The organism is Metabacillus niabensis (genome assembly GCF_902829255.1).
GTDB lineage: Bacteria > Bacillota > Bacilli > Bacillales > Bacillaceae > Metabacillus > Metabacillus niabensis.
In genome coordinates this window covers 1-18,986 of sequence record NZ_CADEPK010000076.1, presented here as the reverse complement: position 1 = coordinate 18,986, position 18,986 = coordinate 1, and the positions used below count along the sequence as shown (strand labels likewise).

Below are 18,986 nucleotides of genomic sequence, written 5' to 3'. Positions count from 1 at the left end.
GGTTCATACCTATGGTGAAGTTAAAAAATGACCAATAATCGTTATCATGCTAAAATGAAAGCATTAACATTTTATTTGACCTTAAAAATTCATTTCGATATTTCAGGCAAAAGCTGTTTCTGCCATGATGTGGTTAGTTACCGTTTGCGGGGCGGGTGCCTAACAAATAAAAAGGTACTATAACATATGCTCAGAAATTTGTTTTTGCTAAAGGATGTTTTCATAAACTATTGTGTTTATTATTAGTAGTCGTGGAGTTACATTTACACTACATTCATGCTTTCCAAAGTAAACATCATATTTTAGAAAAGAGCCTTGTTAAAAGAAATTTAGGGGGAGTTCATTTTGATTAAAGTAGAAAGTATTCATCATGTAAGTTTAACGGTGACTGATTTGCAAAAAGCAAAACATTTTTATGGGGAAATTCTCGGTTTAAAGGAGTTAAAACGGCCAAACTTTGATTTTCCAGGAGCGTGGTATGAGGTTGGACAGCAGCAGCTCCATTTAATTGTTGAACCTAATGCATCTACTTTGAGGAAGGATCATTCGATCAATTCTAAAGAAGGTCATTTTGCGATTCGTGTGCAAAATTATGAGGAAACTTTATCGTATTTAATATCACAGGGGATTGAAATCGAGGAGAAGAGAGAAAGTGTAAGTGGGTTTGCACAAATCTTTTGTATGGATCCTGACTATAATTTAATCGAATTGAATGTTGACAGGGCAACGCTTAATTAAAAGATACATGTCACTTTTTTGATTTGGAACATAGATTGATAAGCAATTGAGTGATGATGAGTAACCCGCTGTAGGCTTGTTTTTTGCGCGAAAAAATGTATGCAAAAAACAAGCCTTATTAATGAATATAAGGCAAGATTCAATAAAAAATACTTCGTTTACTTAATAAACTATGTAAATTTGAATACTTGTATGATACATTAATAGTGAAATCTCTGACAAATTGACAATAAGTGAAGGGCATGGGGTTATGAGATTAAATCTAGCAAGATATAATACATTACGTAATCAGATTTTACTAGTTTTTTTAAGTGTGATGATTTTAGTTCTTTGTTTTGTAGGTATTATGACATACAACTTAGTGTTTAATTTGCTTCATAATAATGCGGAGAAACAAATTCAACAAACGTCAATAGAGGCCATGGGCAGAATAGAATCACTCTATCAGCAGGTGGATACATTGACAAAACAGATTGCGACAGATTCCTATGTGCAAAAATTATTACTTAATGAAAAACTAGGAAAGTTAGCTACCTTTAATGAAAGACAAGCATTAATGCAAACAGGTAATAAATTTCAAGTATTTTCAAATGGGATATCTGCTTTCGAGCTTTTTTCAACAAAAGATAGAAGGTTAATTCCGTTAGATGAAGTAGGGCTTTTTAATCGGGTCGAGCATAAATGGATTGATGCGGCGAATAAGGCTCGCGGTAAACTTGTTTGGATTGGCAAGGACCCAAAAGAGCCTGGACACTATCTTGCGATTCGACGTGTAAGCTTAATTGAACGAGCATTTTCAAACGGGGGATATCTTATCGTTCAAATTGATCCGTATTATTTTGATTTTACTGAAGCGAATCAAAATCAGGAATATACTATTTTAGTAGACAAGCAAAATCAACCGATTACATCAAATTATAAAGGGAATATCGATAAGATCGTATCGGAAAAGGGGACGACAACTGAAATCGATGGAAGCGATTACATGATTGTTAAGCAAACATCTGCAATAACAGGTTGGACGATGTATTTTTTAACACCTTTAAGTACTGTCATGAAAGGAATAACAGTCCTTCGCTCTGCGATTATTTTATCAGGGGCTTTTGGTTTTTTTATCTTTGCAATCTCATCTATTTTACTATCGACAATGATCACGAGACCGATTTTAAAATTAACGAAAACAATGAAACGAGGCAGGGATGGGCAGTTAACGATAAATCCGGAAATCTCTTCAACAGTTGAAATCAATGAATTAAATACGACCTACAATCAACTTGTCGAAAACACGAATCATTTAATTCAGGTTGTTTATGAAAAGGAAATTTTAAAAAGCCATGCAGAGCTAAAAGCATTGCAATCTCAAATCAATCCGCATTTTTTATTCAATACACTAGATGCGCTATATTGGTCATTGGATGAAAAAGGGGAAGAAGAATTAGCTGATTCTGTTATTGCGATGTCAGAGCTATTTCGTTATACGATTAGCAGTCATAAACAGGATGAATGGGTAACGCTTAAGCAGGAAATTGAGCATATTGAAATGTATATGCAGCTGATGAAAATGAGGTTTGGAGAGCGATTTACATGGAGTGTGACGATTCCTTCAGAGTATGAATTAGTTAAAATTCCAAAGCTACTTATTCAACCAATTGTGGAAAATGCTATTTTACACGGTGTAGGGAATAAAGTTGGAGAAGGATTTGTCCATATCATTGTTGAACCATCCGCTAAGCAAGGGAACCTTCTCATTTCCGTCCGGGATAATGGGCCTGGAATGGAAAAGGAAGCAATTGACAAAATTCACAATCTCCTTGAAACAGGAAAGGTTTATTCGATGAGAGGAAATGGAATGGCGATAGCAAATGTGAACAAACGTCTCCAATTATATTATAAGCAGAATGAGACAAACCAAATTAACATTACTAGTGAAGAAAATAAGGGAACCAGTTTTACCTTCGAAGTACCAATTGATCGAGATAGATTCGATTTTACGGAAAGTTAAGTCGAATAAAGGGGGGCTTACTAATGCTAAAAAAAACCATTTTGATAGTTGATGATGAGCCAAAAACACGTGAAGGTTTAAAAAAGACTCTAGAAAGCTGGAGTGAAGGGAAATATGAAATTATTAGTGCAGACAGTGCAGAGACAGCCATCCCGATTCTCAGACAGAAAAAAGTTAGCATCTTGCTGACGGATATTTCAATGCCAGAGATTAGCGGAATTGAAATGTTGAAGCTACTTAAAGAAGAAGGGCAAAATTTAGTCGTGATCATCATATCTGCTTATTCAGAATTTGATTACGCAAGGGAAGCTTTACAATTAGGTGTTCTGAATTATTTGTTAAAGCCTTTAACGAAAAGAAAGTTAATTGAAGCTGTTGAACATGCATTAAATGAACAAGCTAAGCGTGAACGAGAAGGAAAGCTACAAAAGGTTGTCGATGAAAAATTAGCCGAAATAAAGGGACCGGATACAGAAGAGGAGACGCCGATTACAAGGGCGATTGCGTTTGTTGATCAGCATTTAGAAGAACCGTTTACGTTAAAGGATGTCGCACAGTTTGTTCATTTAAACCCTAGTTATTTTAGTGCCTTGTTTAAAGAGCAGGTTAATATGACATTCAGTGAGTATGTAACAAGAATGAGATTACAGAAGGCAAAGAAGCTATTGCTGTTTACAAATTTATCTGTGTCGGAAATAGCAGAAAAGGTTGGCTATAGTACATCTAAATATTTCATTAAACTATTTAAAGAATATGATGGACAAACACCTAGTCAATATCGTAAAAGTACAAATGTTAATGAAATTGAAATGCTAAAGGATTAAAAATGATCAGCAAATTTTTGCTATAGACATCATTTCCTGCAAGTTTTATTAACAAATCAAAGTACAACTATTTTAATAGATTGAAAAAGAGCATTGTTACTAGCATGTATGATGCTCTTTTTTTGCCTATAAAGATATATGGGGAAACAATTGGTTGAAAATTCATAAAACATAAACTATAATGGTCTATAACTACCATACTAGTATAATTAGTTTGGAGTTGCTAAGGGAAAATGGGGTAAATGTTCATGGAGCATGTGCTTTTTAATTCTACGGAGCAAAGCAGGGAAGGGGAATAACATGAGTAAACTGAATATCACGGACGAACTTAGATCTAATGTTAGTTATCATTGTTGGTTACAATATAGAAAAATTGAGGAAGAAGCCTGGATTGAGCAGTATCAAAAATATTGCCACATCATAGTAGTAGCAGAAGACTCTCCGATTAAGACGTCAGCTTTAAGTGAATTGCAGAAGGGACTAACATCTTTACTTGGTCATACACCATCTGTTTCAACGAATCCACAACAATCATCAGCGATTATTTTAGCTACAGCTGAGGATGCTCATTTATACGAGGATGTCATTCATCCTGTTGTTTTTGAACAAGTAAATGATGACGGTTACATAATCAAAGCTATAAATGACAACAGCTGCAATAAGCTCTACCTATTAGGAAAACAGGATAAAGGTGTTTTATATGCTGCGTTTCATTTATTAAGAAAGATGGCACAGCAGGAAGAACTACAAAGTGTTGACATAATTGAAAATCCAAGAAATCAATTTAGAATGATCAATCAATGGGACAATATGAATGGAACGATTGAACGGGGCTACTCGGGCAATTCGATATTTTATGCAGATAATCAATTTATTGGTGACTGGGAACGGATAAAGGACTATGCGCGTCTACTTTCCTCTGTCGGGATAAATGCGATTTCGATTAATAATGTAAATGTATTTAAGGTTGAAACAAAATTAATAACAGAGGACTTTCTTCCTGATGTTGCAAAGGTAGCGGATATTTTTCGAGCCTACGGGATCAAAACGTTCTTATCGATCAATTATGCAAGTCCAATTGAGCTTGGCGATCTTGATACAGCGGATCCATTGAATCCTGATGTTGAAGCATGGTGGAAGGAGAAAGCAGAGGAAATATATTCATACATACCAGACTTTGGAGGATTTGTCGTCAAAGCTGATTCAGAGCACCGTCCTGGACCTTTTTCATATAACCGTGATCATGCTGAAGGGGCAAATGTTTTGGCAAAGGCGCTACAGCCTTTTGGTGGAGTCGTCATATGGCGTTGCTTTGTTTATAATTGCCTGCAGGATTGGCGTGATCGATCAACAGATCGCGCAAAAGCAGCCTATGATCATTTTAAGCCCCTTGATGGTAAGTTTTTAGAAAATGTTATTTTACAGGTGAAAAATGGTCCAATGGATTTCCAAGTTCGTGAGCCGGTTTCCCCATTATTTGGTGCGATGAGTGAAACGAATCAGATCATTGAGTTTCAAGTGGCTCAGGAGTATACAGGTCAACAAATTGATCTTTGTTATCTTGTTCCACAATGGAAGGAAGTGTTAGATTTTGACACCTTTGCTGACGGTAAAAATTCAGAGGTGAAAAAAATTGTCGATGGTTCGTTATTTCAATTTAAATATAGTGGGGTAGCAGCTGTCTCAAATATTGGAAATGACCAAAATTGGACTGGAAATACGCTCGCACAAGCAAATTTATACGGCTATGGCCGGTTAATTTGGAACCCGGAATTAACATCAGAAGAAATTGCCGAGGAATGGATCACAGCAACATTTGGTCATAAGCCAAATGTTAAGGAAACGATATTGAACATGCTAATGAGCTCATGGCCAATATATGAAAATTATACTGCACCACTTGGGGTTGGTTGGATGATAAACCCTGGTCATCATTATGGTCCTAATATTGATGGCTATGAATATTCTGTCTGGGGAACATATCATTATGCGGATCGAGATGGGATCGGTGTTGATAGAACGTCCGCTACTGGTACAGGATATACGAATCAATATTTCCCTCCAAATAGTGCATTCTATGAATCTCTTGAAACATGTCCTGATGAGCTTTTATTATTTTTCCATCATGTTCCTTATACTCATCGGTTACATTCAGGGAAAACGGTTATCCAGCATATTTATGATACACATTTTGCAGGTGTAGAGCAGGTGGAAAAATTAAAAGCGATGTTTAGTGAACTAGACGGTGATATCGATCAGGCTATTTATCACAATGTACTAGAAAGACTTGAAAGACAGCTAAAAAATGCAACAGAATGGCGGGATAAAATCAATACGTACTTTTTCCGCAAATCCGGGATCGAGGATGAAAAACATAGAAAAATATATTAAATGATTCGCGCATAAACTAACTATAGATGAGATTGTTTTCTCAACTTGTGCTAATTAGGAGGAAGATAGAGAGTGAGAATGGTATTTCGTTGGTTTGGAAACGGAAATGATTCCGTATCATTAAAGCATATTAAGCAAATTCCCGGTGTGGAAGGAATTGTATGGTCGCTTCATGATCTTCCTGCTGGCTGTGAATGGCCGATGGAAAAAATTCTTGAGGTGAAGCAGGAGATAAATGAGCATGGCTTCCATATTGATGTTGTTGAAAGCGTTAATGTTCATGAGGATATAAAACTAGGTTTACCAACAAGAGATGAATATATTGAAAACTATAAACGAACAATTGAAAAACTAGCAAGTGTCGGCGTGAAAGTCATTTGCTATAATTTTATGCCGGTTTTTGATTGGACACGAACTGAATTATTTAAGGAGATGTCTGATGGTTCAACTGCCCTTTTTTACGAAAATCAAATGGTGGAAAATATGGATCCGTCGGAGCTCGTTGCAAAGGTTGCAAATAATCCGGATTTTACGATGCCAGGCTGGGAGCCGGAACGATTAAGTCAGCTTGAAAAATTATTTGTTGCATATCGGAACATAACGACTGAGGATTTATGGAATAATCTTCATTACTTTTTAAAGGAAATCATTCCGGTTGCAGAAAGACATGATGTGAAAATGGCGATTCATCCTGATGATCCACCATGGCCGATTTTTGGCTTACCGCGGATTATTACATCAGCAGCAAATATTAGAAGGTTATTACATTTAATTGATAGTCCTTCTAACTGTGTCACGCTCTGTAGTGGTTCATTAGGAGCAGCTGCAAATAATAATATCGTTGAGATGATAAAAGAATTTGGTGAGAGGATTCCATTTGCACATATTCGAAATGTAAAAAGATTTGAAAATGGCGATTTTATTGAAACCTCTCATCGAACAAAGGATGGATCTGTTGATATAACTGGAATTGTTAAAGCCTACCATGATATCAACTATACCGGATATGCCCGCCCTGATCACGGAAGACATATTTTTGATGAAGAGTGTCGTCCAGGATACGGACTTTATGATCGGGCATTAGGCATTATGTATATTTGGGGATTATGGGATTATTTAGAGAAGGAAAAGAAGCAGGAGGAGAGTAAGTTTAAATCTACTATACTTCCAAATTTATGAGCAAGATAATGTGGGATAGAAAGTTGCCTTTTTGAATACGGATATTCTTATGAAACAGAGATATCATATTAAAAATGAGGTAAAGCGATTGTTTACTAGCCTTGAGGAGCGTATGCTGCTTTGTCTATAAAAAACGATATGATTGAACGACATATGAATAATCACTATAATAGAATGAAAAGTACCATACTAGTATGAAGGAGGTATTTTTTGGAACGGAATGAAAAATAATGAGGTGGGAGATGTTGGATTTATCAGCGAATGGTAGTAGGAATAATGGATCAACAAAGCAATTTATCTACCAAACTTTAAGAGAAAAAATCTTCACATTAGAGCTAGAGCCTGGAGTGAAGATGTCAGAAAAAGAGATTGCAGAGCAATTAAAGGTAAGTCGGACTCCTGTTCGTGAATCGTTTTTACAATTAGCTCAGGAGGGGTTACTTGATATCTACCCGCAAAAAGGGACAGTTGTTTCAAAAATTGATTTAGCACATGTTGAGGAATCGAGATTTGTTCGTGAAAATATCGAAAAAGCAGTCGTTCGTTTGGCATGTGAATCATTATCTGAGGATGACATTTTTCAATTAGAGACAAATCTTATCTTACAAGAAAAGCTTGTGGAGAGAGGGAATTTTTTAAAACAGTTTGAACTAGATGATGAATTTCATAAAATCATCTTCTTTGGCTGTGGAAAACAAAGGACATGGGAAATGCTACGCCAAATGAATACTCACTTTAATCGTTTACGCTTGTTACGGTTAACATCGCCTTTAGATTGGTCTGTTATTATTTCTCAGCACAAAAATATTTTACAATTAATTAAAAGCAATGAACCAGCTAAGGCAGAAGCTGTTATGAGCGAGCATTTACGTTTAGTTGTTATTGAAAAGGATTTTCTAAAGGAACGCTTTCCAACTTATTTTAAATAAGCAATGAACTAGTGGGGGAGAGGTTGATCATTTTCGTTAAAGCCTGTGATTACTCTGCCCCTAATGGTCGCTAACTAGAAAGTGGATAGTAGAATTCACTTAGTTTCACCATACTAGTATCATTAGAAATTAAAAAGAAAATGGGGAAAATGATAGAGTAGCTTGCCCGTGCTTTTCGCCATCAATAAAATAACAAGGGGTTTCATGATAATATATTTGTAAGCGTTTAAAAAGGATAGTAGTAAGTATGAGACTACGATTTTTTTTGAAGGATAAATAGTTTGCTTGGAAAGGGAATGGGATGAAAAATGTTACCGATCTATGAGAATTTAGCTGGAAAAGTGGCAGTTGTTACAGGTGGCGGTGGTGTTTTATGCGGCTGTATGGCAAAAGAGCTTGCAAGACAAGGGATGAAGGTAGCGGTTCTAAATCGAACCTATGAAAAGGCTGAGGCTGTCGTAAATGAGATTAAAGACATGGGAGGAGAAGCGTTAGCTGTTGAATGCAATGTACTTGAGCGGGAAAGTGTTGAAAAAGCGGATGAACTAGTGTTTGCGCAATATGGGGCGTGTGATCTGTTAATTAATGGTGCAGGGGGAAATCATCCAAAGGGAATTACAACAAAGGAAATTTTTTCGTTAGCAGATTTACAGAATCAAGAGGTTGCAACATTTTTTGATTTAACGACAGAAGGATTTCAATTTGTCTTTAATTTAAATATTGTTGGGACGCTTATTCCAACACAAATTTTTATGAAAAGAATGATAGGAAAAAACGGCTCAGTCATTAATATTTCATCAATGAGTGCTCCAAGCCCAATGACGAAGGTTCCAGCATATAGTGCGGCAAAAGCAGGGATTGAAAATTTCACAAAATGGCTCGCCGTCCATGTCGCTGAAATGGGAATTCGGGTAAACGCAATAGCACCAGGCTTCTTTCTGACAAAGCAAAACGAAAAGCTATTAAAAAATGAGGATGGCACGAATACGGAAAGAACAGAAAAGATTCTTTCCCATACGCCAATGAGAAGACTTGGAAACCCTGAGGACCTATTAGGGACGTTACTTTGGCTAGCTGATCAGTCATCAAGTGGTTTTGTAACAGGGATTAGTGTCCCTGTTGATGGTGGATTTATGGCTTATTCTGGGGTCTAATTTGGAAAAGAAAAGCATCACCCGATTTTAAGGAGGTGAAAAGACTTCTTATATTTTCGGAGAATTGTGGGCTGCTAAAACATTTTCTTTCCTGGATTTTTAAACGTCTTAAACAAAGGGGTATAATTTTATGATACATGTTGCGATTATTGGTGCTGGAGCAATTTCATCCGCACATATTAACAGCTATTTACAGTTTCATGAACAATGTAAAATTGTTGCAATTTGTGACATTTATCCAGAAAAGGCCAAAAATCTAGCAGAACGATTTCACTTAGATGTAGAAATTTATGAGCATTATGAAAAAGTCGTCAACGATTCAACCATTGATTTAGTTTCGGTTTGTACACCACCGTATACCCATGCAGAAATCGCTATTAAGCTATTACATTCAAACAAGCATGTTCTTGTCGAAAAACCGATGGCCTCCTCATTGGAGGAATGTGATGCAATGAATACAGCAGCAAAAAAGACGGGAAATATCCTTTCGATTGTTTCACAAAATCGATTTCTATCACCAATGATGAAGCTTAAAGCGATCCTTGATTCTAAATTAATGGGACCGATCGTTCATACTCAAGTTGATTCCTATTGGTGGCGAGGGTTTAGCTATTATGATTTATGGTGGCGAGGCACATGGGAAAAAGAAGGTGGGGGACCTACTTTAAACCATGCTGTCCATCATATTGATATTTTTCAATGGATGAATGGAATGCCAAAAGAAATAACAGCAATTATGAGTAATGCTGCTCATGAAAATGCAGAGGTTGAGGATATTTCCATTGCAATTGGTAAATATGATGATGGGAGCTTAGTGCAAATTACAAGCTCTGTTATTCATCATGGAGAGGAGCAGCAATTAATCTTTCAAGGTAAAAATGCTCGTGTCTCTGTTCCTTGGAAAGTAAAGGCTTCAAAATCAAAACAAAATGGCTTTCCTGAAGATGACTTGGAAATAGAACGGAAAATCCAAGCTTTATACTTGGAGCAAGAAAACCTCAAGCATGAAGGACATCCAGGTCAAATACATGATGTTTTGCAAGCTGTCCAAGGTAAAAAGGAAGTTTTAGTGGATGGTATTCAAGGAAGACGGACCCTTGAATTGATCACAGCGATTTACCAATCGGCAAGCTTAGGAAAAACGGTAAAACTACCTTTAACCGCTGATAGTCCTTTCTATTCCAGGGAAGGATTATTAAAGTATGCAACACATTTTTATGAAAAGACAACATCTATTGATAATTTTACAGATAATACGATTACAACAGGTGGGAAATACGAGTAATCCTTCAAGACTTTATATTTCGGTTTGGAAAACTCTATTAAATTATGATGTCACGCGTTTTGGATGGGAGTTATTTTGTGAAACGTAAAGGGGAATGATAGATGGATCGCAAAGATGGGATGAATTATGCACCAAAAGGTCGTGTTCACAAAGTTGTAAATGAAGGGGAATTCAAATTTGCAGCTATTGGATTAGATCACGGTCATATTTATGGAATGTGTAATGGATTAATTGAGGCTGGTGGAGAGCTTTTAGCGGTTTATGATCCTGATGATAAGAAGGTCGCTAAATTTTGTGAGATTTATAACGATGTCGTAATCGCAGCTTCTGAAGAGGAGATTTTCCAAGATCCATCGATCAAGCTCGTGGCAGCAGCCAATATTCCTTCTGAGAGAGGTGCGCTTGGCCTTCGCGTTTTAGATAGTGGAAAGCATTATTTTGTCGATAAACCGGCATTTACAAAGCTAGAGCAAGTAACAGCAGCAAGAAAAAAGGTTGCTGAAACAGGGTTAAAATGGGGAATTTACTATAGTGAAAGATTACATGTAGAAAGTGCAGTGTATGCAGGACAATTAATTGAGGAGGGTGCGATTGGGAGAGTTGTTCAAGTAATTGGTACTGGTCCTCATCGAGCAAATCCTTCTCAACGACCAGATTGGTTTTTTGATCCTGAGAAATTTGGCGGGATTCTTTGTGATATAGGAAGTCATCAAATTGAACAGTTTCTACATTTTTCAGGTGCGAAGGATGCCGTAGTTTTACACAGTAAGGTTGCAAATTATAGCATGAAGGATTATCCGGATTTTCAAGATTTCGGAGATGCGACATTAGTTGCTGATAACGGAGCAACCTTTTATTTCCGTGTTGATTGGTTAACACCAGACGGGCTTGGCACATGGGGTGATGGCAGGGTGACAATCTTAGGGACAGATGGTTATATAGAAGTACGAAAATATATCGATATCGGCCGTGATGGGTCATCTAACCACCTTTATTTAGTCAATCATTCAGGGGAAAAGCACTTTGAGCTATCAGGTAAGGTCGGATTCCCGTTTTTCGGTGAATTTATTTTGGATTGCATAAATAACACAGAAAATGCAATGACACAGGAGCATGCTTTTCGAGTGGCAGAGCTTTGTATTGAGGCACAGGAGCAAGCAGTTTTCATTGAGTCAGCAAATGCTATCCACCAATTAAGAAAATGAACAGAGCGAATGCAAGATGTAAAGAGTTCGCTATTTACAAAAACTGAAGTATGAGAAAGGCTTGGATTTAAACCAAGTCTTTTTGTTTATTTTCTTAGTTGTTTACTAACTCAATGTTAAAAGAATACGATTTAAACAGAAGGAATCATCTTTTGCACTGTCGAATTAAATTATTAAAGTAACGAAAAAGGTTATGATGTTAATTCTTTTTTATAGATAGATTGATGTCGTAAATGAACGAAAATGGGGGAGTATCTACAATGACTAATAGCCTAGGGATTATTAATGAGGTTAAAACCGACCGTAAAGCAATAGCATTTACATTTGACGACGGACCAAATCCTTTATATACAAAGCAATTATTAGAGATTTTCCAGCAAGTATCAGGTAAAGCAACCTTTTTTATGATTGGGGAACAAATGGAGAAGCATCCTGAGGTTGTAGCTGAAGTATTTGAGCAAAACCATGAAATTGGAAACCATACATTTACTCATCCTGGCTTAACGAAATTAAGTGAAGAGGAATGTTATCTTGAGTTAGAAAAAACGGAAAAGCTTATTACACAATTAACAGGAAAGCAGCCTGTTTTATTTCGTCCACCTTACATAGATTATAACGAGGAAACAAAAAAGATTGTTGAAAGATTTCAGTATAAGACAATCGGTGCACTTAATGGAGATGCATTAGATTGGGAGCAGCCAGGTGTCCAGTTTATCGTAGAAAAGTCTAAAGGTCATATTCGTAATGGCAGCATTCTAATTTTTCATGATGGATTTGGCGATCGCTCACAATCGATAGAGGCAGTTCGGCTTCTTGTAGCCGAGCTTGTTGAAGAAGGCTATCAGCTTGTAACGGTTAGTGAATTGTTGGAAATGTCAAATGCGTAACCTTTTTTAGAAAAAAGGGTCTTTATACGCCTTTTTAAGAGTTTATTATATAAGTTATCTAAAATAACCTAACCTATGTTGCCGAGGATGGTCACTAAAAGAAGTGTGGAAAGCGAGAAGGGTGAATCAAAAATAACTTACATCGCACCTCTAAATTAGTGTATGAAAACAGCAGCCCTTTTTCTAATTTTATCCTTCTTTGTTTAAAAAAGCATAAAATTGACATACTATGTTTGGGCTTTTAAAAAATAAAGGAGATGAATGCATTGGCAAACGTAAAATTAGCGGTTATTTACTACAGTTCAACAGGAACAAATTATCAGCTAGCACAATGGGCTGAAGCAGGTGGTAAAGAGGCTGGTGCGGATGTAAAGGTGTTTAAGGTACCGGAAACAGCGCCACAAGCAGCGATCGAATCAAATCCAGCGTGGAAAGCTCATTATGATGCAACAAAGGATGTACCAGAAGTCACTTTAAATGATTTAGAAGAAGCAGATGCGATGATTTTCAGTGTTCCAACAAGATTTGGAAACATGCCTTCGCAAATGAAAGCATTCTTAGATACAACAGGTGGACTTTGGTTTAATGGGAAGCTTGTTAATAAAGTTGTAAGTGCCATGACCTCTGCGCAAAACTCTCATGGTGGTCAAGAAGCAACGATTTTATCATTATATACGACTATGTATCATTGGGGAGCGATTGTTGCAGCACCTGGTTATACAGATCCAATATTATTTGAAGCTGGTGGAAATCCATACGGGACAAGTGTCACAGTCGACCAAAATGGAAAAATGAAAGAAAACGTTGAAGCAGCGGTTAAACACCAAGCAAAACGTACTGTTCAAATCGCAGATGCAATAAAGAATGCAAACAAATAATGGATTAAAGGCTAACTGTTTACTATGAACAGCTAGCCTTTTCTATTGATGTGAAATGTGTTTACGAGAGGAGCTCAATACCTACTCCGCAGAAAGCGAGTACTGTAGCGAAGTCAAACAAAAACGACAAGTAAAAGGCAACAAAGTTTACGAACACAGAAAAACCACTCGGAAAACAATATCCGAGCGGTTCAAATTATCTTTTATGCATGTAAAAACTTCACGCAAACTGGATATGGTACTGCTACATCTGATTGAATGACAGATAAACGTCCAGTTTCTTTATCACGAGCATACAATACAAGATTTCCGCTTTCTTCATTTGAAGCAACGATGAAGCTTTCGGTTGGATCAAAGGCAAAGTCACGTGGCCAATTACCTTCAGTTGAAGTGTATTCAACTAGAGCTAATTCACCAGTTTCCTCGTTTACGCGGAATACTGCGATTGAGTTATGACCACGATTTCCAGCGTAGACGAAACGACCGTCTGAAGAAATATGAATTGCGCTACCTTGACTATTTTCTGTGAAATCTTCTGGGATTGCTGCGATATATTGTAATTCTGTGAAAATACCAGTTTCTGCGTTATAGCTTAAAGCAATAACTTCGTTGCTTAGCTCAGTCATGACATATGCATATTTTCCATTTGGATGGAATGTAATATGTCTAGGGCCGCTACCTGCTTTTACTAATAGAGTGTGAGCTTCAGTTAGTGCACCGTTATCAATTTTATACGTAATGACCTTGTCGATCCCTAAATCAACGGCAACAACAAATTTTTCATCAGGAGTAAAGCCAGAGAAATGTGTATGTGGTTTTTCCTGTCTCTCATGTGGACCTTGTCCTTCATGCTGCATGATTGATGTTGAACGGTTAACTGTTCCGTCTTCATTGACGAGATAAGCTTCAACAGTTCCACGATGATAATTAGCTGTGACAACCTGTTGATTGTTTTTGTCAACACTTACGTGACATGGAGATGCACCTTCTGTTACTTGGCGACTTAATTCTGTTAATTCACCAGTTTGGTTATTAATCGCATATGAAGCAACTCCTCCTTTATCACCTTCCTTAACAACAGCGTAAAGTACTTTGTTATCGTTGCTAATATTGACATATGTAGGATTGTTCAATTCGGCAACAGCTTTAACGTTGCTAATTTGTTTTGCCTCAGTATCTAATGTAAAGCTATAGATTCCTTTACTATCTTCTTTCGTATATGTACCGATGTACCCATTAAAAATTGTCAAAATGCTTTCTCCTTTCTCCGTGTAAATTCACTTTATTATATCGCTTGTTCTTTCATTGAAACAACTTTTTCATATCATATTTTTCTAATAACTGATAATATAATAGGTATTTAATAGAAAAAAAAGGAGAAAAAGAAGATGTTAAGGCGATTTTTTAGCTTTTATTTACCACATAAAAAGTTGTTTATCATTGACTTTAGCAGTGCGATCATTGTTGCGCTTTTTGAATTAGCCTTTCCGTTAGCCGTGCAATGGTTTATTGATACATTGCTGCCAACTGAAAATTGGTCAATGATTGTTACAATAAGTATTACGCTATTGCTATTGTATATACTTAGCACTTTTTTGCAGTATATCGTCAATTATTGGGGACATATGCTTGGAATTAATATCGAAACAGATATGAGAAGACAATTGTTTCAGCATGTGCAAAAGCAGTCATTTAAGTTTTTCGATAATACGAAAACAGGAAATATTATGAGTAGAATTACGAATGATTTAATGGATATTGGTGAGCTTGCCCATCATGGACCAGAGGACTTATTTATTTCGGTTATGACCTTTGTTGGGGCATTTTGGATTATGTTTTCGATTAATGTGAAGCTTGCCCTTGTTGCATTAATTATTCTTCCGTTTTTAGGCTGGCTTATGGTCGTTAGCAACTTAAGAATGAATCGTGCTTGGAAGAAAATGTACGGTGAAATTGCTGACGTCAATTCACGAGTTGAGGACAGTGTATCAGGTGTGCGAGTCGTTCAATCATTCACAAATGAAACGTTTGAAAACCAACGATTCCAAGCAAATAACCAAAAGTTTCGTAAGGCAAAGCTACGTGGTTATAAAATCATGTCCTTTAGCTTATCTGGTATTTATATGATGACACGGTTTGTAACCCTTGCAGTATTGGTTGTCGGCGCATGGTTAAGCTATACAAATCAGCTATCATATGGTGAGCTAGTTGGGTTCGTCCTTTATGTTAATGTATTGTTTAAACCAATAGATAAAATTAGTGCCTTAATGGAGCTTTATCCGAAAGGAATGGCAGGTTTTAAACGCTTCACTGAGCTTATCGATACAGACCCGGATGTAGTTGATACGAAGGATGCAGTTGAAGTAGCTACTCTTCGTGGGGATATTCGCTTTGAGGATGTTAGCTTCGGATATGATGAGCATAAAACGGTTTTGAAGGGAATTGATTTGTCGATAAAAGCTGGTGAAACAGTTGCCTTTGTTGGTCCATCAGGTGCAGGGAAAACAACAATATGCTCACTCATCCCACGTTTTTATGATGTCGATAACGGCGCGATTAAAATTGATGGCATCGATGTTCGGGATATGACGAAGCAATCCCTTCGCTCACAAATCGGAATTGTTCAGCAGGATGTCTTTTTATTTACTGGTACGTTAAGAGAAAATATTGCGTACGGAAAATTAGGTGCAACCGAGGAAGAAATTGAAGAAGCGGCAAAGCGGGCTCACTTAGAAAGCTTTATTGACTCCCTTCCATTTGGCTATGATACACAAATAGGTGAGCGTGGGTTGAAGCTATCAGGTGGACAAAAGCAGCGGATTGCGATTGCTCGGATGTTCTTAAAAAATCCACCAATCTTAATTTTAGATGAAGCAACATCTGCATTAGATACCGAAACAGAAATGATTATTCAGCAGGCGTTAACAGAGCTTTCGAAAAATCGAACAACTCTTGTGATTGCCCATCGTTTAGCAACCATTCGTAATGCTGATCGAATTGTCGTTGTAACAGAGGACGGAATTGCTGAACAAGGTACACATGATGAATTAATCGAACGAGAAGGAATTTTCGCGAATTTGCATCGAGTACAATTTCAAAGATAATATGAAAAAGGAGCACTACATAACGGGTGCTCCTTTTTCATATGTATTGATTTGATTATTTTGTAAGTTCATAACGTTTTTCTAGCTTTTTGCGATGAGATTGAAAAATTTCCTCTAAGGAAATATCGTATTTGTTTGCAATGACAATGAGATTTCCTAAAACATCCCCAAGCTCCTCAACCAATTCCTGTTTTTGCTCTGCTAATGATCCAATTGCTTCATCAGGTCGATCCCGACCAATTTCAAGAGCACGAATGGCCCTTGCTACCTCACCGGTTTCTTCAGCTAAAAACCCAATGCGAATAAAGATATCTAATTCAGACCAGCCTCTACCTTCATAATAATCCTTTACCCATTTTTGAAACTCGTTTACATTCAAACTAGTAGCCTCCTTTTTTACCTATTTTAGAATAACAGAAAAACAGTTATAATCGAAGTTGCAAGTGGAATATTTTGGTTAGTGCAAATAGGAATGGGGGGACAAGCAATGGGGAAAATCGCTTTTTATGTTGGGATAATTGTAGTAACCGTCAGTTTGATTGTAGGATTTTCTACAGGGTCCTTTTTAAAATTCATAGGTATCGGAACCTTTGGGGGAAGTATTGCTCTCATCCTATTTTTACTTAATCTTTTATTACATAATCAGAAAATGATTTTAGCAAAGCTAAACGAGCATGAGGAGATGGTAAAGAAGCTCCGTAATAATATTGATTGTCCGAATTGTCATTATAAATTTAATGAAATGCTAACATCTTGTCCGCATTGTGGATATCGAGCGAAATAATGCTTAGGATCTGAAGTGGAAGCCTCCTTTTCTCGTATTTTTTACTATCCCAAAACAGTCTTTAAGATAATTCGGTGAGATATTTTCACCATAAAGCTAAACATATGGAAGAATTCTGTATTATCTCCGTTTTTGTTTAAGATTGAATTGACAAACTTTTTCAATAGTAAAAATATGTAACTTAAGGAAACAAATAAGAGGATAATAAGATTAATTTATCCCCTATATTTTACTGCTATAACGCTTGGTAAATTGAAATGATGAACAGGTTAAAATGTAACAAACTACTTCTATGTCAGTACTTAGTTTTCATTGCGTTTTTTTATTAAAGCATCCCTGTCAATGTTTTGGGGTGGTCTTTCTAACCAGGCGTTATCAATCATAATATTTATTCCATCTTCCGCATATTTCCCAATTTCAGCAGAAAGCCTTACATAAACAGATGCAATATCTCTTCGTTGACTCATTGATATTGCTACCCCATAATTTCCAACACTTGAAGCATTCATTACACCGACATGGTACATCATTAGCTTATCGGAAAATGGTGCTTCTGTAGAAGCTTCAACTTCATGATCCCAAGTCATGGGGGATGGTAGGTCATCTGCATTTAAATATTTTGAGAAAATGGCAATATGTTTTTTAGAAATTTCTTTACCACGTAGCATATAATCACGAATCTTTACAGAACCTGCTACTTGGCCAAAACCGATTACTAATGCTTCTCCAAGTTTATTTGTTTGAATATTAGTAAAGAGATTCATAATTTCTTGACCAGTCAATGATCTTTGCTCTCCAAACCAGCCTGCTAAAAAGCTTTGTTTTTCAACGAACTCTACATCTTTTGGATATGGAATAAACGGTGGTCTAATTTCAATTCCTTTAGAGGATAAAATAGATGTTGTCTCATTATATAATTCAGTAGTTGAAGCAAGACAGCTTGAATAATATTCTCTTATGTCTTTCCTTACGATATTTGGTAGTATTGCACCATATAAAGAAAGGCCACCTTTAGTCATGTGCTTCACATAATTTAATAAAAATGTATCTTGAAATAATTTAGGAGCATGTGGGTTTACATCCTCATCTGTGAACCCTTTAGGAAGGGGAATTCCTTCAGCGCTAAAAATTTTTTTAATGATTTCGATATGCTCTGATGACATTTTCAATGCTTGTTTAATTATCGGCTTTATTTCCGAATCATTTACCTTTTCCAGAAAATATGTAAATACACAAATAGACATACTATCCATTAAGTAATTTGACCATAAGCTTGAAAGTTCTGCAGAAGTTAAACGAATATTATGTTCTGTTTCCATTACAATTTCCCTCCTTTATTACTTAGGTTATCTCTCTTTAGAAAATTTATTAATTTTAATAATTTTGTCTATTTGTTTCAAATGGAATAATTTCCCTACCTTTTAGAATAGCAACTGCGATCCCTCTTCGTCATAAATATCACTTCAAAATAACAAGAGTAAATCACATCAAATTATCTTCCCTACCAACTTATAATTTCTTATCCATATAATCCACTTATACTTTAAATAAATTCTCCTAGCACCTTATTCCAGTAATATGAACAATCATAACCTAATAATAAGATGCATTTGACAAATAACAAAC

Annotated in this window: 16 protein-coding genes; 13 read left to right on the top strand and 3 right to left on the bottom strand. The window is 36.4% G+C overall.

Annotation, left to right across the window (positions count from 1 at the left end):
- The first annotated feature begins 345 nt into the window (after window positions 1–345).
- The 11 genes from HU235_RS08170 (at window position 346) to wrbA (ending at window position 13,472) form a co-directional block, all read left to right on the top strand.
- Window positions 346–738: a VOC family protein gene (locus HU235_RS08170; protein ID WP_095300026.1), complete on the top strand. Its 393-nt coding sequence runs from the start codon at window positions 346–348 to the stop codon at window positions 736–738.
- A gap of 250 nt (window positions 739–988) precedes the next feature.
- Window positions 989–2,740: a cache domain-containing sensor histidine kinase gene (locus HU235_RS08165; RefSeq protein WP_174879876.1), complete on the top strand. Its 1,752-nt coding sequence runs from the start codon at window positions 989–991 to the stop codon at window positions 2,738–2,740.
- Window positions 2,741–2,763: 23 nt separating this feature from the next.
- On the top strand, window positions 2,764–3,564 hold the full coding sequence (locus HU235_RS08160; protein WP_095300028.1) for a response regulator transcription factor: 801 nt from the start codon (window positions 2,764–2,766) through the stop codon (window positions 3,562–3,564).
- 300 nt (window positions 3,565–3,864) lie between these two features.
- Window positions 3,865–5,955, top strand: coding sequence for an alpha-glucuronidase family glycosyl hydrolase (locus HU235_RS08155; protein WP_095300029.1), 2,091 nt, complete (start codon window positions 3,865–3,867; stop codon window positions 5,953–5,955).
- A 72-nt stretch (window positions 5,956–6,027) separates the two neighbouring features.
- A complete protein-coding gene (gene uxuA, locus HU235_RS08150) occupies window positions 6,028–7,134 on the top strand; it encodes a mannonate dehydratase (RefSeq protein WP_174879875.1) in 1,107 nt (368 codons plus the stop codon).
- 245 nt (window positions 7,135–7,379) lie between these two features.
- Window positions 7,380–8,063: a GntR family transcriptional regulator gene (locus HU235_RS08145; protein WP_233452165.1), complete on the top strand. Its 684-nt coding sequence runs from the start codon at window positions 7,380–7,382 to the stop codon at window positions 8,061–8,063.
- A 308-nt stretch (window positions 8,064–8,371) separates the two neighbouring features.
- On the top strand, window positions 8,372–9,217 hold the full coding sequence (locus tag HU235_RS08140; RefSeq protein ID WP_095300032.1) for an SDR family oxidoreductase: 846 nt from the start codon (window positions 8,372–8,374) through the stop codon (window positions 9,215–9,217).
- A 130-nt stretch (window positions 9,218–9,347) separates the two neighbouring features.
- On the top strand, window positions 9,348–10,502 hold the full coding sequence (locus HU235_RS08135; protein WP_174879874.1) for a Gfo/Idh/MocA family protein: 1,155 nt from the start codon (window positions 9,348–9,350) through the stop codon (window positions 10,500–10,502).
- A gap of 101 nt (window positions 10,503–10,603) precedes the next feature.
- Window positions 10,604–11,707, top strand: a complete 1,104-nt coding sequence (locus HU235_RS08130; RefSeq protein WP_174879873.1) for a Gfo/Idh/MocA family protein — start codon at window positions 10,604–10,606, stop codon at window positions 11,705–11,707.
- Between the two features lie 260 nt (window positions 11,708–11,967).
- The gene (locus HU235_RS08125; RefSeq protein ID WP_095300035.1) at window positions 11,968–12,594 is read left to right on the top strand and encodes a polysaccharide deacetylase family protein; all 627 of its coding nucleotides are present in this window, start codon (window positions 11,968–11,970) and stop codon (window positions 12,592–12,594) included.
- A 266-nt stretch (window positions 12,595–12,860) separates the two neighbouring features.
- Window positions 12,861–13,472: an NAD(P)H:quinone oxidoreductase gene (gene wrbA, locus HU235_RS08120; protein WP_145580790.1), complete on the top strand. Its 612-nt coding sequence runs from the start codon at window positions 12,861–12,863 to the stop codon at window positions 13,470–13,472.
- A 203-nt stretch (window positions 13,473–13,675) separates the two neighbouring features.
- Here wrbA and HU235_RS08115 read toward each other — a convergent pair whose 3' ends face one another.
- Entirely contained in the window at window positions 13,676–14,722 is a 1,047-nt protein-coding gene (locus HU235_RS08115) for a lactonase family protein (RefSeq protein ID WP_174879872.1), read from the bottom strand.
- Window positions 14,723–14,860: 138 nt separating this feature from the next.
- On the opposite strand from HU235_RS08115, the gene HU235_RS08110 reads away from it, so the two are divergent.
- Window positions 14,861–16,576, top strand: a complete 1,716-nt coding sequence (locus HU235_RS08110) for an ABC transporter ATP-binding protein (RefSeq protein ID WP_174879871.1) — start codon at window positions 14,861–14,863, stop codon at window positions 16,574–16,576.
- 55 nt (window positions 16,577–16,631) lie between these two features.
- On the opposite strand, the gene HU235_RS08105 is transcribed toward HU235_RS08110, so the two are convergent.
- Complete coding sequence (locus tag HU235_RS08105; protein ID WP_145580793.1) at window positions 16,632–16,955, bottom strand: MazG nucleotide pyrophosphohydrolase domain-containing protein; 324 nt, start codon at window positions 16,953–16,955, stop codon at window positions 16,632–16,634.
- 108 nt (window positions 16,956–17,063) lie between these two features.
- Here HU235_RS08105 and HU235_RS08100 point away from each other — a divergent pair, with 108 nt between their 5' ends.
- Window positions 17,064–17,360 (top strand): hypothetical protein, encoded by a 297-nt coding sequence (locus HU235_RS08100; RefSeq protein WP_174879870.1) that lies wholly within the window; start codon window positions 17,064–17,066, stop codon window positions 17,358–17,360.
- Window positions 17,361–17,662: 302 nt separating this feature from the next.
- On the opposite strand, the gene HU235_RS08095 is transcribed toward HU235_RS08100, so the two are convergent.
- Complete coding sequence (locus HU235_RS08095) at window positions 17,663–18,679, bottom strand: DUF3231 family protein (protein ID WP_095300041.1); 1,017 nt, start codon at window positions 18,677–18,679, stop codon at window positions 17,663–17,665.
- Between the last annotated feature and the right edge of the window lie 307 nt (window positions 18,680–18,986).

Excerpts from the sequence above, each read along its gene's own strand:
- HU235_RS08130 (WP_174879873.1), top strand. The coding sequence starts at position 10,604 with ATGGATCGCAAAGATGGGATGAATTATGCACCAAAAGGTCGTGTTCAC.
- HU235_RS08160 (WP_095300028.1), top strand. The coding sequence starts at position 2,764 with ATGCTAAAAAAAACCATTTTGATAGTTGATGATGAGCCAAAAACACGT.
- HU235_RS08165 (WP_174879876.1), top strand. The coding sequence starts at position 989 with ATGAGATTAAATCTAGCAAGATATAATACATTACGTAATCAGATTTTA.
- HU235_RS08095 (WP_095300041.1), bottom strand. The coding sequence starts at position 18,679 with ATGGAAACAGAACATAATATTCGTTTAACTTCTGCAGAACTTTCAAGC.
- HU235_RS08110 (WP_174879871.1), top strand. The coding sequence starts at position 14,861 with ATGTTAAGGCGATTTTTTAGCTTTTATTTACCACATAAAAAGTTGTTT.
- HU235_RS08135 (WP_174879874.1), top strand. The coding sequence starts at position 9,348 with ATGATACATGTTGCGATTATTGGTGCTGGAGCAATTTCATCCGCACAT.
- HU235_RS08140 (WP_095300032.1), top strand. The coding sequence starts at position 8,372 with ATGTTACCGATCTATGAGAATTTAGCTGGAAAAGTGGCAGTTGTTACA.
- HU235_RS08155 (WP_095300029.1), top strand. The coding sequence starts at position 3,865 with ATGAGTAAACTGAATATCACGGACGAACTTAGATCTAATGTTAGTTAT.
- HU235_RS08100 (WP_174879870.1), top strand. The coding sequence starts at position 17,064 with ATGGGGAAAATCGCTTTTTATGTTGGGATAATTGTAGTAACCGTCAGT.
- HU235_RS08125 (WP_095300035.1), top strand. The coding sequence starts at position 11,968 with ATGACTAATAGCCTAGGGATTATTAATGAGGTTAAAACCGACCGTAAA.